This window comes from Hymenobacter cellulosilyticus, assembly GCF_022919215.1.
GTDB lineage: Bacteria > Bacteroidota > Bacteroidia > Cytophagales > Hymenobacteraceae > Hymenobacter > Hymenobacter cellulosilyticus.
In genome coordinates this window covers 2,255,447-2,270,854 of record NZ_CP095046.1, presented here as the reverse complement: position 1 = coordinate 2,270,854, position 15,408 = coordinate 2,255,447, and the positions used below count along the sequence as shown (strand labels likewise).

10 protein-coding genes and 4 pseudogenes are annotated in these 15,408 nt (G+C 59.2%); 5 read left to right on the top strand and 9 right to left on the bottom strand.

The annotated features are described in order from the left end of the window. Positions 1-27: 27 nt before the first annotated feature. The 3 genes and pseudogenes from MUN79_RS11055 to MUN79_RS11045 all read right to left on the bottom strand — a co-directional run bounded on the left by MUN79_RS11055 (position 28) and on the right by MUN79_RS11045 (position 4,648). Positions 28-1,254 carry a ComEA family DNA-binding protein gene (locus MUN79_RS11055; RefSeq protein ID WP_244677703.1) on the bottom strand — a complete coding sequence of 409 codons (1,227 nt, stop codon included), beginning with the start codon at positions 1,252-1,254 and terminating at the stop codon, positions 28-30. A 70-nt stretch (positions 1,255-1,324) separates the two neighbouring features. Further along, positions 1,325-2,176 (bottom strand): hypothetical protein, encoded by an 852-nt coding sequence (locus MUN79_RS11050; RefSeq protein WP_244677702.1) that lies wholly within the window; start codon positions 2,174-2,176, stop codon positions 1,325-1,327. Between the two features lie 151 nt (positions 2,177-2,327). After that, a pseudogene (locus MUN79_RS11045) lies at positions 2,328-4,648 on the bottom strand (S46 family peptidase). Positions 4,649-4,787: 139 nt separating this feature from the next. On the opposite strand from MUN79_RS11045, the gene yidD reads away from it, so the two are divergent. After that, entirely contained in the window at positions 4,788-5,009 is a 222-nt protein-coding gene (yidD, locus tag MUN79_RS11040; RefSeq protein ID WP_244677701.1) for a membrane protein insertion efficiency factor YidD, read from the top strand. Positions 5,010-5,093: 84 nt separating this feature from the next. Beyond that, entirely contained in the window at positions 5,094-5,993 is a 900-nt protein-coding gene (locus MUN79_RS11035) for a hypothetical protein (RefSeq protein ID WP_244677700.1), read from the top strand. Between the two features lie 68 nt (positions 5,994-6,061). Here MUN79_RS11035 and lgt read toward each other — a convergent pair whose 3' ends face one another. The 5 genes and pseudogenes from lgt to MUN79_RS11010 form a co-directional block, all read right to left on the bottom strand. Continuing rightward, positions 6,062-7,069 (bottom strand): prolipoprotein diacylglyceryl transferase, encoded by a 1,008-nt coding sequence (lgt, locus tag MUN79_RS11030; protein WP_244677699.1) that lies wholly within the window; start codon positions 7,067-7,069, stop codon positions 6,062-6,064. 70 nt (positions 7,070-7,139) lie between these two features. Next, positions 7,140-9,073: pseudogene (gene nadE, locus MUN79_RS11025) on the bottom strand (NAD(+) synthase). Positions 9,074-9,365: 292 nt separating this feature from the next. Continuing rightward, a complete protein-coding gene (gene rnc, locus MUN79_RS11020) occupies positions 9,366-10,001 on the bottom strand; it encodes a ribonuclease III (RefSeq protein ID WP_244678314.1) in 636 nt (211 codons plus the stop codon). A gap of 113 nt (positions 10,002-10,114) precedes the next feature. Further along, positions 10,115-11,361, bottom strand: a pseudogene (gene fabF, locus MUN79_RS11015) (beta-ketoacyl-ACP synthase II). A gap of 88 nt (positions 11,362-11,449) precedes the next feature. Next, the gene (locus tag MUN79_RS11010; protein WP_100334675.1) at positions 11,450-11,686 is read right to left on the bottom strand and encodes an acyl carrier protein; all 237 of its coding nucleotides are present in this window, start codon (positions 11,684-11,686) and stop codon (positions 11,450-11,452) included. Positions 11,687-11,849: 163 nt separating this feature from the next. On the opposite strand from MUN79_RS11010, the gene MUN79_RS11005 reads away from it, so the two are divergent. The 3 genes and pseudogenes from MUN79_RS11005 to MUN79_RS30885 all read left to right on the top strand — a co-directional run bounded on the left by MUN79_RS11005 (position 11,850) and on the right by MUN79_RS30885 (position 13,880). Then, complete coding sequence (locus MUN79_RS11005; RefSeq protein WP_244677698.1) at positions 11,850-12,278, top strand: IPExxxVDY family protein; 429 nt, start codon at positions 11,850-11,852, stop codon at positions 12,276-12,278. Positions 12,279-12,522: 244 nt separating this feature from the next. Continuing rightward, positions 12,523-13,367: pseudogene (pyk, locus tag MUN79_RS30890) on the top strand (pyruvate kinase); the annotation flags it as partial. Between the two features lie 15 nt (positions 13,368-13,382). Beyond that, positions 13,383-13,880 carry a pyruvate kinase alpha/beta domain-containing protein gene (locus MUN79_RS30885; RefSeq protein WP_375378252.1) on the top strand — a complete coding sequence of 166 codons (498 nt, stop codon included), beginning with the start codon at positions 13,383-13,385 and terminating at the stop codon, positions 13,878-13,880. A gap of 75 nt (positions 13,881-13,955) precedes the next feature. Here MUN79_RS30885 and MUN79_RS10995 read toward each other — a convergent pair whose 3' ends face one another. Continuing rightward, entirely contained in the window at positions 13,956-15,212 is a 1,257-nt protein-coding gene (locus tag MUN79_RS10995) for a T9SS type A sorting domain-containing protein (RefSeq protein WP_244677697.1), read from the bottom strand. Between the last annotated feature and the right edge of the window lie 196 nt (positions 15,213-15,408).

The following is a 15,408-nucleotide window of genomic DNA, read 5'->3' as shown; positions in this document are numbered from 1 at the left end:
TGGAGGCCAGGCTAGCCAGCAGGCCGTTTACCGTACCGATGCCCCGCTGCTGGAGCGGGCCGTTTCGCCAAACAGGATGATGTTTCGAATAACGTAGCTGTAGTTGACGCCAATGGCCAGGTTGTGCCGACCCCGAAACTCGAAGGCGTTATACAGCTCGGGCTGGCGCTGCAAGGGCTTGTCGAAGTGCGAATCCACGGCCGTGAGGCCGGCGCTGAAGTTGCTGCTCCGGCTGGTATAGGTCAGGTTGCCGCCCCCGATGGTTTCACGCAGGGTCTGGCGGTTGGCCAGTTCGTTGGCCGTGCGGTGGAAGCCCGTAAGCAGAAAGCCCGAGGAAAACTCGTCGAATTCAGCCAGGGAGTCGGCGGCGGTTTGCACGTTGGCATCCACCCGCTTGCGCGACACGAAGGCCGTGGCCCGCAGCGTGGAGGTCAGCGTAAAAGTGGCCGCCGCCCCGCGGAAAAACGTGCTTTCCAGCACCGAGGAATAGGGCCGCACGCCCAAACTGCTGCGCCGGATGGTGGTAATGGTTTCGGCGCCCTTCCCGACCTGCAGGCCCGAAGACAGCAGCAAGCCTTGCCCAAACTGCAGTTGGTAGTCGCCTAGGGCCAGGGTTTTGAGCTTACCCCGCTCCTGCAGTACAAAGTGACCGGAGTAGAAGTCGGCGCCGTAGCGGCGGGTACCGGGGCTCCAAACCAGCGGCTCACCGGCGTCTTTCTCGGCCGTGATGCCCAGGCTAAAGTCGCGCTGATGACTCACGCGGTAGCGCACCAGCAGCTTATCCGGGGAGCCTAGGTAGCGGCTGGCGGGCCGGCCGGTGCTGGTCGTATCGGGAGCAGCGTAGCCCTGCCGGTCTTGCAGCACCCGCTCGTAGCGCACAAACAGGGCATTGTTTTCTTCCTGAGCAATGCGCTGCCACAATGGGCCGCGGGCTGCGTTGCCAGTGCTGCTTTGCACCGCCACAAAGGGTGAAACCCGGTAAATAGTACGCAGATCGAAGCCTTCCACACTTTGCAGCTCATACAGGCTGATCAGGTTGCCCTGGGCTGCGCGGTGGTCGAGCAGGGCCGTAATCTGGGTTTCTGACAGCAACAGCAGGGCCCGCAGCTCTTCACGGGTAGCGGTATTCAGATTGAGCGGCGTTTGATAATACAGCAGCAGGGTTTCGTAGAGGTCCTCGTAGGGTACCTGGTCACTCTGAATTTCGGCAAACAACTCCTGTACCAGCCGGTCGAGGTCGGCCGGGGGGCGCACGTACTCCTGGCCCGGACGGGGCGGGCGGCTAGCAGCAGGGAAAGTGCTGCTACAGATAAGAACACCCGTTTCATTTGGCGGCCCGGTTTAGCTGCACCCCAATGGCCAGATGCTGACTCAGCCCCAGCGCCGTGTGCCAGGCCGCAGCATAGTCGAAGCGGAACTGCCCGGCCCGCAGCCCTACCCCACCAGTAGTCTGGCGGCTGAGCGTAGAAAACCCGCCGCGCACGGCCAGCGCCTCAATAACCTGATACTCGAGGCCGGCCTTGAAATCAGCAGCTTGGTCTACATCCTTTTCGGTTTCGACGTTCAGCATCACCTTGTCGGTGGGCCGAAACGAGAGGCCGGCCTTGAGCACTGTGGGCACCCGCTCGTTCTGGTATTCGGCCAGCCGAGCCTGGTTCAGGTTGTAGAGGTACGCCCCGAAATACAGCTTTTTGGGCAGCACTTCGGCCTGCCCGCCCAAGGACACGGCCACGGCCCGCTTGCTGCCCAGCCCCTCAATACTGACTTGCAGCACATCGAAACGGGCACCGACGCTGATTAGACTGCCACGGTAGCCGTAGCCGGCGCCCACGCGCTGCTCGGAGTAGAGCTTGTCGCCGAAGCGCTGGGCTTCGAAGCCCACTACGCCGCGGGAAGCCTTGCCGTCGGTAGTGGGACCAATGGGCAAGGCGGCAGCCAGCACGGCCGTGTTTAAGGCCCGGCTCAGGTAGCGGTTTTCGGCGTAGAAGCCCACGGCCGCACTCGTGACCTGTCCCAGTCCTGCCACGTTATTGCCCACAGACCACACGTCGGTCAGCGTCAGGGAGGCGTTGCCCAAAGCGGCGGCACGGGCCCCGCGCACGCCGGGGCCGTTGCCTTGGGCGGCAGCCAGAGTAGTAAGCAGGAAAGCACTTAGTAGCGAGTATAATTTTAGCATAGGCTGCAGCAAATAGTTTTTAGCTCCCTAAGTAGCTCAATGTTCAGGTAAAATGACGCATGCCAACGCCGCTATTTTCGGACGACACGCAAAAAGGCCCCGACGCTACGTGCACCGGGGCCTTTCAAGCTGAAAGAAACGGGGTTATGCCTTACATGCCGGCCGCCGCTTCCTCTTTTTCCTTGCCTTTCTTCTTCTTGATCTTGGTCTTCTGTCCGTCGTCGGTCTTGACCTTCATCTTGTCCACGTCGCCGAGTTGATTGAGCATGGCCGAGCCGCTGCCCTGCGGGCCCACGCCGGGGTTCGGGCCGTTGTTGACGATGGTCATTTCATCCACCAACGCCTTGGCGCCGCCGAGCTTCTCTACGCACCAGAGCACGTAGCGAATGTCCACGTTGATGCAGCGCTTCAGGTCCTTGTCGTAGGCCAGGTCGCCGGTCATGGCTTCCCAGTTGCCGTCGAAGGCAATACCGATCAGCTCCCCGCGGCCGTTGATAACCGGGGAGCCGGAGTTGCCGCCGGTGATGTCATTGTCAGTGGTGAAGGCCACGTGCAGGGTGCCGTCCTTATCGGCGAAACGGCCGTAGTCCTTGGCTTGCAGCAGCTGGCTTTCCTTAGCCGGCACCACGAATTCGGGGTTGGTGGGGTCTTCCTTGTCCAGAATGCCCTGGGCGGTGGTGTAGAACTTATAGTCCACCGCGTCGCGGGGCGAATAGTCGCGCACGGTGCCGTAGCTCAGGCGCAGGGTCGAGTTGGCATCGGGCGAGTACACCTTGTCGGTATTCTTGGCCCGCAGCGCAGCTACGTAGGCGCGGTTGGCCCGGGCCAGGGTGGCCTGATTGGCCTGCATTTTGGGCAGAATGTTCTGAGTGTAATTCGTGTACACCGAGTTCCAGGTCTTGAAGCCAGGGTCGGCTTCCAGCTTGGCCAGCGTGGGCGCGGCCAGGAAAGCATCGGTCTTGGCTTTCGAAGTCAGGAAGGAGTTGGCAAACACGTAGTCGGCGTACTTCTGCATGGAGCCGCCATACTGCTTCTGCACGGTCTGGAACACGTCGGGCAGCTGGTTTTTGGGCACATCGGTGGCGTAGAGCTGCATCAGGGCCACAAAGACCTTCTTGTCGGTTGGGGCGTTGTAGTCCTTGAAATGCTCGGCTACGGCGTCCTTCAAATCGGCCGTAGCTTTCTGCACGGCGGCTTTGTCGGCTTTGGGGTCTTTAAGGGTGCTGTAGAGAGGAGCCAGCCGAGCCGCAAAGGCCACGATTTCGGTGCCGTAGGCCGCTTCGTTCATGTACACCGAGCTCAGGTTATAGTCGCGCAAGCCAGCGTAAGCCTGGTTGATGTCGTTCAGGGCCGAGCCGTAGTTCTGCCCGCGCGAGGCGTCAGCCGCAATCCACTGCATGAGGGAAGCCTCCTCCGCTTTCTTTTGGTCCACAGTTTTGAGGCGCTTCATGCCCTCGTTCTGCCCGATGAAATACTTCCAGTAGTTGGCAATGCTGGCGTATTTGGAAGCGTACTTCAGGCGAATAGCCGGATTAGCGTCCGAATCTTCTTTCCAGAGCTTCAGCCGCGTGTCGCGCAGCTTGATGCGGGCCGGGTTGCTTTGGTCGAGCGTCATTTGCAGACCGGCAGCAGGCAAAAAGCGCTGGGTGCGGCCGGGAAAGCCGAATACCATGGCAAAGTCACCTTCATTTATTCCCTGCAGGCTTACACTCAGGTGCTTCTTGGGTACGTAGGGCACGTTGTCGGCCTGGGGCCGGCGGTGGGCTTGTTGTTCTTATCGGCGTACACGCGGAACATCGAGAAGTCGCCGGTGTGGCGGGGCCACTCCCAGTTGTCGGTATCACCGCCGAATTTACCAATGGCTTCCGGCGGGGCGCCTACCAGGCGTACATCGCCGAAGCGCTGGTACACGAAGAGGTAGTATTCGTTGCCGGCAAAAAAGTCGCGCACGTAGGCCACGTACTGCCCGTTTTCCTTGGCGGCATCGGCCATTTCCTTCTGGCGCTTCTGAATCAGCACGGCGCGCTCTACTTCCGAGGTCTGGGGCGTAATGCCTTCCAGCACCTTGCCCGTCACGTCTTCCATGCGCACCAGAATATCCACAAACAGGCCAGGGTTGGTTTTCTCCTCGCTCTTGGTCGTGGCGAAAAAGCCTTTCTCCAGAATGTTGTTTTCCGGCGTGCTGTGGGTCTGAATAGCGTCGTAGCCGCAGTGGTGGTTGGTCAGCATCAACCCCTGGCTGCTCACAAACTCGCCGGTGCAGAAGCCGCCGAGTTGCACAATGGCATCCTTGAGGCTGGCGTTGTTGATGTCGTAGATTTCTTCGGCCGTCAGCTTAAGGCCTTTTTTCTGCATGTCGGCGTAGTTGAGCCGCTTCACGTAGAGCGGCAGCCACATACCTTCGTCGGCGCGGGCTACGGCGGGCAGCAATAATGCCAGCAGCAGGACCTTTGCCCAGAGTTTTTGTACCATGGGTGGAAAGAGGGAGAAAGTGAAAGGAAACCCGAACCGCGGCCCGGGCTGTTTACTAAGTCAAACTTACGAAAACATGGTTCGGTTCGTGCCACCAGCGCCCTGCCGGCCGCTTTACCAGCTTCCTGTATCTTCGCGCATGTCCTACCTTTTCCGCCAGCTGCTGCTGGGCCTGATCTGGGTATACCGCAACCTGATTTCGCCCCTGACGCCGCCCAGCTGCCGCTACCAGCCCACCTGCTCAGCCTACGCGGCCCAGGCCGTGCAGAAGTACGGGCCCTGGCGGGGCGGCAAGCTGGCATTGCGCCGCATCAGCCGCTGCCACCCCTGGGGCGGCCACGGCTTCGACCCCGTACCCTAAGCCCACCGGCTGCGTATACGATACCTCGTTTTCACGCCTTTGCCCGCGGGCAAAGGCTTTTTTTCAGCTATACTCCTTTCACGCATGCGCTTATTTCTGCTGACGGCTTCCCTCTCTACTGTTCTGTTTTCCACTAGCTGCTCCGAGGCCCAGAGCGACGAAAACAAGGGCAAGGGCGGCAAGAAAAAGGACAAATCGGAAAGCCTGGAAAATAACCTCATCGAAAGCAGCATTCCGGGCCTGCGCAAAGTAGGCGCCCTCAACGGCGGCGTGCCCGAAAGCTCGGGCCTGGCCCGGGCCGAAACTGCCGGCACGTTTTACACCCACGCCGACGCGGGCAACGAGCCGGTGCTTTACAAGATTGACATGACGGGCCGCCTGCTGGGTAAATCTACCCTGCCGTTTTCCAACATCGACTGGGAAAGCCTGGCTCAGGACAACAAAGGCAACATCTTCGTGGTCGACGCGGGCAACAACAACAACACCCGCCGCGACCTGGTGGTGTACCGTATCAATCCTACGTCGAACTCCCAGGACCTGAGCCGTTCCAACTTCAGCTACGCCGACCAGACGGCCTTTCCTCCCAGCAAAAAGCAGCGCAACTTCGACTGTGAGGCCTCGCTCTGGTACGGCGGCAAAGTGTACCTCTTTACCAAAGACCGGGGCGCCGGCCAGACCAGCAAGGTCTATACCCTCTCCGACCAGCCCGGCAACCAGAAGGCCCGCCTGCTGACTAAGATTGCCATTGCCGGCGAAGTAACCGGCGCCGACGTGAGTTCGGATGGGCACCGCATTGCGCTACTGGCCCGCGAAGAGCTGTTTATGCTGGAAGGCAACAGCTTCGAAGCTGCCCTGAAAGCCACTCCCCGCCGGATTTCGCTGAAAGGTGCCGGCCAAACGGAGGGCATTGTCTTCCACAAAGACGACAACAATAAGCTTTTCATCAGCACCGAGGAAGGCAACATCTACGAGTATTCGCTCTAGCCCGTCACGTTACAAAGCACAAAAGGCCGATTCAGCAGTGAATCGGCCTTTTGTGCTTTGTTGGGGTATTACCGGACCCGGGCTACGGGCTTGGTTTCTTCCTCCTGTCCTAAGTCGCGCGGGGCGTAGCCGTAGGGGTTGCGCGGGTCTTTGCCGGCCCGCCACAGCACCCAGATGCCCACCAGAATCAGCGGAATGCTCAGCAGCTGCCCCAGGTTCAGATGCGTAACGTCCATCATCGTCCGGTCCCAGCCGCCTTGATCTTCCTTGAGGAATTCGCCCAGGAAGCGCTGCGTAAACAAGATGACGACAAACAGCCCGAACAGCAGGCCGCGCGGGGTACGCTCCTTGGTACGGTTCCACAGCGCGTAAAGCAACAGGAGCAGTACTATGCAAAATACCGATTCGTAAAGCTGCGTGGGGTGACGGGGCACTGCCACTTCGGTGGCCGAAGTAGGTGTGTGGTCAGCACCAAACGTCTGGATGCCCACTTTGCCGTCGGCCTGCACCTTGCGCTCCACGTACAGGGCGCCGGCAGGCAACGTCTGGCCCGGACGAGCCGGCTCCAGGTGCTCAGTGTCGCGCGGGAAGACGAAAGCCCAGGGCTTATCCGTGGGCTGCCCCACAATTTCGGAGTTCATCAAATTACCCATCCGAATCAGCGCCCCGCCGATGGCTACCACAATCACAATCCGGTCAAGCACCCAGAGGTAGTCGAACTTATTGTTGCGGGCAAAAAACCAGCAAGCCAGCAGAATGCCGATGGTAGCGCCGTGACTGGCCAGGCCGCCTTCCCAGATCTTGAGAATCTCGATGGGGTTGGCCAGGTAGTGCTTGGGGTCGTAAAACAAGCAGTGCCCCAGCCGCGCCCCGATGATGGTGCCAGCCAGCATGTAGAGCGTAATAACATCTACCCAGCGCGGCGATACCCGCTCCGACTTGTAGATGTGGGACAGCACGAAAGTGCCCACCACGAAGCCCGACATGAACAGCAGGCCGTACCAGCGCAGCGTCAGCGGGCCGATTTCGGCAATGATGGGCGACACGTCCCAGGTGATATAGGCAAGCAGGCTCATAAACGAAAGGAAATATTGGGCCCGAAAGTACGCAATGCTGCCAGAATGCCACACACCCGGCCCGAAACGGCTAGAGGCTGTTGAGCTCCTGAGTGAAGCCGCCGCTCAAAATCGGGAAGCGCAGCCACGAGCGAGGGTCCACATTGTAGTCGTCGAGGTGGAAAGCCGGGGCAAACCGCTCCCGCTTCCACTGGTTGCGCGACCAAAGCGAATAGAAGCGCTTCACGTAGGTTTTGAGCTGCTCGGGGTCGGTGTCTTTTTCCTCCTGCAGCAGCGTGACGTACACCTGCTGCGGGCTCAGCCGGTTGTAGAAGGCCAGCCGCTCAATGCGGTTGAGCAGAATGTAGGGCATCAAGTCGCGCTCGTCGGTTTGCTTGTCTTCCTGGGCCGCAACTCGGCCGTGGGCTGCAGGGCATTCACGTGGCGCAGACCGGGGTAGTTCAGCTCGGTTTCGGCCCAGCGCAGCCACTTTTTCACGAAATCCTTGTCGACGCCGGCAATGGGCGAGATGCTGCCGGCCGTGTCGCCGTCCATGGTGCAGTAGCCCACCGAGGCCTCCGAGCGGTTGGAGGTGGTAATGAGCAGGGCGTTCTGCACGTTGGCCAAGAGCCAGATGGCGGGGGCCCGCACCCGGGCCTGAATGTTCTGCAACGCCAAATCGTCGGTTTTCCAGGTCAGCTCCCGGCCCAGGGCATGCTCAATCTTGCCTACGTAGCCGGTTACTTCCTCATCAATGCCCCAGTTATAGAACACGGCCCCGATGGAATCGGCCAGCTCTTTAGCCGAGTTAAATGTGTCGTCTGAGGAGTTGACGGTGCCCTGGTAGGCGCAGGTGAGCAGGTGTCCGGTAATTTCCTGCTGCTGCCGCTGCTGCTCGGCGTTGGGTTGGGTGTGCGAGGCGTCTTTCGGGCCCGGGGCGTTCTGGTCGGACTGGGGCTCGGCCGGCCCGGCTATGCGGGCAATATCGTCGGCGGTAAAGCAGCCGGAGCGGCGCATAAACTCGGCCATCCCGATTTCCTGGGTACCCAGGCGCACCATTTCGGCCACGCCCACGGCACACATGCAGGAGTCGGCCCCGCCGCTAAGGCTGAGCACGAAACCGCGTGTGCGGGCCTTGCGCATATAGTCAAACAAGGCCAGGCTCAACGCCTGGTTCAGCTCCCGGTACTCGTCGGGCTCGGGCAACGGGGTCAGAGTAGCGGCTGGGGCCAGCGGCGTGGCAAAATCCACGTCCACATACTCCATGTCGACCTCCTTGAAGCTCAGCAGCTGGTTACGCATCAGCAGGTGGCCGTTGCGGGCCACCAGAATTTCGCCATCGTAAATCATGCGGCCGGCCTCATTACCGAGCAGGTTGGCATAGAGGTAGGTGCAGTCGAAGTTGCGCGAGGCATTCAGCACCAGGTTGTAGCGCACGTCGGTTTTGCTCATGGCAAAGTGGCTGGCCGACGGGTTCATTATCAGGTCTACGCGCCCCTTCAAGCGGCAGGCGGGCCGCTCGTTGTCGGGCCGCCAGGCATCCTCACAGATTTCGAAGCCAAACCGCACGCCTTTGTGCTCAAACACAATGTCGCCGATGGGCCACTGCTGCTCTTCCCAACTTACGGTACCGGTTTCGCCGGCGCGCCAGGAATTGAAGAAGCGCGGCTCGTAATGCACGCCGTCATTGGCTAGAAACTGCTTGGCTGCAAACCCCAGGATTTCTCCGTCGCGCAACACGGCGGCCGTGTTGTAGGTACGCCCGTCCAGTCGCACGGGCAGGCCCACGCACACCAGAATGCCTTCCGTCCAGGGCCGCACCTGCTGCAGGTACTCCAGCGCTTCGGCCGAAAGCCAGTCGCTCAGAAACAAGTCTTCGCAGCCGTAGCCGGTCAGGCACAGTTCCGGCAAGCATAGCATCTCAACCCCGGCGGCCTTGGCCTGCTCAATGGCTTCTTTAATCGTGCGCAGATTATGCTGCCAGTCAAAAGGTATCTGGTTGAGGGCGGCGCCGGCTAGTCTCATAAGTTTGGGAGTGTTTCCACAAAACAACTGCTTTTCACCGCAGCAGGTTGTGTTTGATGCGTAAAAAGGCCAGATACCGCCAGGGTTGGCGGAGCTGAGGAGGCAACAGCAGCCGCTTCACGTTTGCCACGGCGCAGTCAGCACCTGCGTAACCAAGTCATTGTTAGGCCTAGGCTCAAGTTTCTACCTCGAACCTTCTAACGCAAAAGCCCCGACGTTGGCGTAACGTCAGGGCTTTTGGCAAAAGGTTGCATCGTGCCCGTAGCGGCCGGATATTAGCAAAAGCAAGCTGTTAGATGCCCAGCGCCGCCAAAGCCCGTTCGGCAGCCAGCTGCTCCGCCTGTTTCTTCGACAAGCCCATACCCGTAGCCACGGGCTCATCGTCCAGCAGTACGGTGGCCGAAAACTCCATTACCCCGCCCGCCCGGGGCTGGCCGGTCAGGTCGTAGCGAATGGTTTTGCCCTGCCGCTGGGCCCACTCAATCAGCTTACTCTTGAAGTTGGCCGTCGTTTCAATCAACGACTTGACATCAATAAAGGGCTTAATCAGGCGGGTCAGCACAAACTTGCGGGCCGCTTTATAGCCTTGGTCGAGGTAAATAGCTCCTACCAAGGCTTCCAGCGCGTTGCCATTCACGGAGCGGGAGCGGGCGGCGCGGCCCTGAGCTGGGTCGAGCTGCACGAGCTTATCCAGCCCGATTTTCAGGGCCAGCCCGTTCAGGCTTTCCCGGTTTACGATGCGCGACCGAAGCTCGGTTAGGAAGCCTTCCTGCTCGTAGGGAAACTTACGAAACAGGTACTCGGCTACCACGGCCCCGAGCACGGCGTCGCCCAGAAACTCCAGCCGCTCGTTGCTTTGGTGCCGGGCTGTGTCGCCCTGCTGCCGCACCACCGAGGAATGGGTGAAGGCTAAATGGTAAAGCCGCACGTTGTCAGGCGTGCGGCCGATTACCGTAGCAATGGCTTGGCGAAAAGCCCGGTCCTGCCCTAGCAGCCGCCGGAAAAATCCGAAGAGCGGTAGTGGCTGACCCGGTCGAAGCATTAGTCGCGGAACTTGCGGAAAATGACCGACGTGTTGTGGCCCCAAACCCGAAGGTGTTGCTCATGGCCACCGTCACTTCCCGCTGCTGGGCCTCGTTGAACGTGAAGTTCAAGCGCGCGTCCAGCTCGGGGTCGTCGGTAAAGTGGTTGATGGTGGGCGGTACAATGCCGTGCTGGATAGCCAGAATGCTGGCCAGCGCCTCAATACCTCCCGCCCCACCCAGCAGGTGACCGGTCATGCTCTTGGTAGAGCTGATGTTCAGATTATAGGCGTGCTCTCCAAACACTTTCTGGATAGCCTTGATTTCGGCACCGTCGCCCAGCGGCGTGCTCGTGCCGTGGGTGTTGATGTAATCAACGTCTTCCGGACCGATACCAGCATCCCGCAAAGCGTTCTGCATGACCAGCACCACGCCCTCACCCGTAGGGTCGGGAGCAGTGATGTGGTAGGCATCCGACGACAAGCCGCCGCCGATAATTTCGGCGTAGATCTTGGCGCCGCGGGCCTTAGCGTGCTCATACTCCTCGATGACCAAAGCGCCGCTACCCTCACCCAGGACGAAACCGTCCCGGTCTTTGTCGTAAGGGCGGGAGGCTGATTGCGCATCGTCGTTGCGCTCACTCATGGCCTTTAGGGAATTGAAGCCCCCTACGCCGGCCTCCGTAATGGCCGCTTCCGAGCCGCCGGTTACGGCCACGTCGGCCATACCCAGGCGGATGTAGTTGTAGGCGGCCACGATGGCGTCGGACGATGAGGCGCAGGCCGAGGTCGTGACGAAGTTAGGGCCGCGAAAACCATTCTTAATCGAGATGTTTCCCGACGAGCTGTCGGCAATCATCTTCGGGATAAAGAAAGGGTTGTAGCGTGGCGTACCATCTCCTTTGGCGAAGTTGAAGCACTCCTCCTGGAAGGTTTTCAGGCCCCCAATGCCCGAGCCCCAGATAACGCCGACCCGGTCCTTGTTGACGCCCTCAAGATTGGCGTCTTTAATGGCCTCGTCGCTGGCAATGACGGCAAACTGCGTGAACAGGTCCATCTTCCGACCTTCCTTGGTGGGGAAGTAGTCGTCAGGATTGTAGTTTTTTACCTCGCAGGCAAAGCGCGTTTTGAACTTGCTGGCGTCGAAGCGGGTGATGGCGGCCGCACCGCTTACGCCGCGCGACAACCCGTCCCAGAATTCGGCGACGTTCTTGCCCAGCGGGGTAATGGCACCAAGGCCGGTCACAACAACTCTCCGAAGAGACATAGGCGAAAGTGGAGACTGAATAAAAAGCAAAACGGCCGGCGGCTAGCCGGCCGGTAAGCACTAAAACAGGGGAGAAAGAAGCAAAGCCTTACTTAGCGTGCTCTTCCAGGTAGCTGACAGCCTGACCAACGGTGGCAATGTTTTCAGCCTGATCGTCGGGGATAGACACGTTGAACTCCTTTTCGAACTCCATGATCAACTCGACGGTGTCCAGGGAATCAGCACCCAGGTCGTTCGTGAAGCTAGCCTCAGGAGTAACTTCAGACGCTTCAACACCAAGTTTATCGATGATAATGGCTTTTACTTTTTCTGCAATTTCAGACATTTCCGTGGGGGTTTAGAGAAAACTCGGCACAAATAACACTAACTTCCCTAACATTTTCAAACCGGCAGCCTGTAATCTTGGCAGTGTAAGATTATGGCTGAGGTGGTTTCTTTGGCCCTGTTGCGTGTGTAATTTTGTTCTTCCTTGTTTTTGGTAGTGCCTTATGAAAACGCTCACACTGGACGTAGACTATGATTGTGACTTCGACTTGTTCGGCATTGTGTCGTCGAGCCGGGAGCATAAGCTGGCCTGGACGCTCAACAGTTCGCTACGCCTGCGCCTGATAAAGCAGCAGGATTTAATCTACGATTTGTTTGCCCAGGGCCGGCTGGTCATCAGTAATTACCTCCACGCCACCGAAAACAGCACCCTGCGCCTGCTGCGCAACCGCTCGGTAGACCCCTCCCCGCTGAAGAAACCATTTCTGGCTCCCGACATCAAAGAGTATGACTACCTGATTCAGGTCAGCAACGGGGCCGGGCCGCTGGCCCCGGAGGAGCTGCTGGAGCAACTCACCCGCCTGCCGGAGGTACAGTACGCCTGTCAATTCGACCCGAATACGTTAAAATTCAAAGAAAATCTGCTCTTTTGAGCTCGCACAACCTGTGGCGGCTAGCTGAGTCGCAGCCAAGGACCTTTTTCCGTTACCCTGATTCCCGGCCTAAATAGCATTCGGCCGCGGTTTTTGGCAGCGGGATGAGGTCCTTCGCTTGCCCTCCGCCTAGGCGCCATTCTTAAAAACCCGAACCGTCGTACATGGAACCGACCCCCATTTTAATAAAGTCAAGATCGTGGCCACTGTGGGCCCCGCTTCCAACACCTATGAAAAGCTGGGCATGCTTATCCGCGAAGGCGTGGATGTTTTTCGCCTCAACTTTTCGCACGGCTCCCACGAAGACCACCTCTCCGTTATCAACACCGTACGCCGTCTGAATAAGGATTTGCGCACGCACGTGGGCCTGCTGCAGGATTTGCAGGGACCCAAGATTCGCTTGGGGGAAGTAGAAGGCGGCGGCGTCGAAATTAAGGCCGGCGACAAAATCAAGCTGGTGTGCGGCGAAAAGGAAATCACGACGGCTACCCGCCTGAGCACGATTTACCTGGGCCTGGCCCGCGACGTGAAGCCCGGCGACATGATCCTGATTGACGATGGCAAAATCGAGCTGCGCGTGCTGGCCACCGACCGCGACAAGGAAGTGGATGTGGAGGTAATCTACGGCGGCCTGGTGAAGCCCCGCAAAGGTATCAACCTGCCCGACTCCGAGGTCTCGGCTCCTTCCATGACCGAAAAGGACATCGAAGACCTGAAGTTCGGCTTGGAGAATGATGTAGACTGGATTGCGCTGTCCTTTGCCCGCCGGGCCGAAGACATCCGCTTTATCAAGAGCCTGATTGCCGAAAGCGGCAAAACGGCCCGCGTCATTGCCAAGATTGAGACGCCCGAAGGCCTGAAAAACCTCGACGAAATCATTGCCCTGACCGATGCCGTAATGGTAGCCCGCGGCGACCTGGGCGTGGAGGTGAAGATGGAAGAGGTGCCGATGGCCCAGAAAATGATTGTGGAGAAGTGCAACAAGGCCGGCAAACCGGTAATCGTGGCGACCCAGATGATGGAAAGCATGATTTCGGCCCCCGCCCTACCCGCGCTGAAACCAGCGACGTGGCCAACGCCGTTATCGACGGTGCTGATGCCGTGATGCTGTCGGCCGAAACTGCCGTGGGTGCTTACCCCGCAGAGGTTATCCGCTCGATGGTGGCTACTATTCTGAGCGTGGAAACCCGCATGCCGAGCCTGTTTAACCGCTGGCACCCCATTACGCCCGAGTCGCCATCTTTCATGGTCGACAGCGTGCTGTCGGCGGCCTGCCACCTGGCCAAGAACACCGGCGCCAAGGCTATTACCGGCATGACGCACCGCGGCTACACGGCCTTCCAGATTGCCAAGTACCGGCCCAAAGCCAACATCTTCATCTTCACCGACAACCGCCCCCTGCTTACTACGCTGAGCCTGATCTGGGGCGTGCGCGGCTTCTACTACGACCGGATGCTGAGCACCGACGGCACCGTGTCGGACATCAAGTACGTGCTGACGACTACCGGCAACCTCAACAAGGGAGACGTATTCATCAACACCGCCTCGATGCCCATCAATGAGAAGGGCAAAACCAATATGGTAAAGGTGAGCGTAGCGTAGCACTCAGCTCCTTTTCACAAAAAAGCCCCGTCAGCACTATCTGACGGGGCTTTTTTGTGAACCTATACCCTGAGCTTACGGCAGTTTTTGCACCCGTACGCTAGGCCCGGGTACAGAACCTTCCGTAGTTTGCAGCTGCACCTGGTAGATTCCGGCCGGTTTTCCCCGCAATGATACCGGCATTGCAGTCTGGCCGGCGGGCACTGCAGCCTGCCACACCAGGCGGCCCAAGGCATCGTGCACTATTACGCTGGTGCCTGGCTGAGCAGGAGCTTCTAGCCGCAGCTGCAACATATCGGTAGCAGGGTTAGGAAAGGCCTGAAAGCGGGGAGCCAGCTGAGCCAAGCGGGCGGGCAGTAGCGTGGCGAAGTCGCTGCGGTTGCCACAAGTCTGCTCTACTCCGTTTACGGTGCGCCGGAAATAGGTTAAGCGTTGCTCAAATTGGTCAATCAAGCCCACCCCAACTCCTAGGATCTGGGTCCAGCCCGCCAAATCAATGGCCGGATAATCATTATAGCTGCCACTTTGGGTCCGATACAGGAGTTGCTGACGCAGCATTGGCGTGGGACTGCAGGCGTTGCTACTGAGAGTGGTTACCACCGGGAATCCCATCAGCAGGGCGGTTGGATTGTTTGCCACGCTACGATATTCGTAGGACAACAAATCAGTGTTCACCGGCAGTAGCGCCGAATTCGGGTTGTTAGCCCCGGCCCATTTGCCCGTGCGACGCGAGGCCGCTACCCGCACCAGCTCCAAGGGCGACAAAGGAATTCCGGTGCCGAAGCACCCCGGCGCTGTGCTGTAGGTTAGTTTTCTTTGTTGCTGAAAAGTGTAGATAATACTGTCCGCCGTTAGCTGCCGGGTGAGCACGCGCCGTAACAGCCACCCCGAGTAGCAAGGAAACGCACTGTAAATAAGCGGCTCCCGGTAGTACCCTAGCTCGTTGCCAGGCTGCAAGTCTAACAGTGTAAGCGGGTTGTAATAACTCTGTCCGGCTGGCAACGGTCGCCGGGCTAATGTCAGCATCCTGGGATTCGGCATGCCAAAAAGCAAGTCGCTAGGTGCCGACACGAGGCCGTAATTCTTGCTCAACACCACTGTCGCACCAGTGTTCAGCCGGAAAGTAGCCACCGAGTCCGTCACGCCATCGAGTTGCTGCGTTCCCCGCGATACTAGCGTGGTAGTCACCCCATAGTCGGTAAACGGGCTGCCCCAGGTGTCGCCAACCCGGGCGAAAGGCTTCAGCACCAGAGTTCGGTCCAGCGTATTAACGGGCGTTGGACCACCGTCCCAGAACAGAAAATACGTGCGCTGGGCCCGGTCGTAGCGCATGAGCTTGCCCAGCTTGTTGTTGCGCGACTTTTGCCAAGACGAATTTCCCCGCTGCTACGGCGCATGGTACGGTTGAAGTAATATACCGAGTCGGTACCCTGAACGGCTGCTGAGTCCAGCCGCATGGTCAAAACGGTATCGGCCGAGGCGCCCCGGAAGGCATGCACGTCCTGGTTGGCCCGAAAAGGCCGCCACT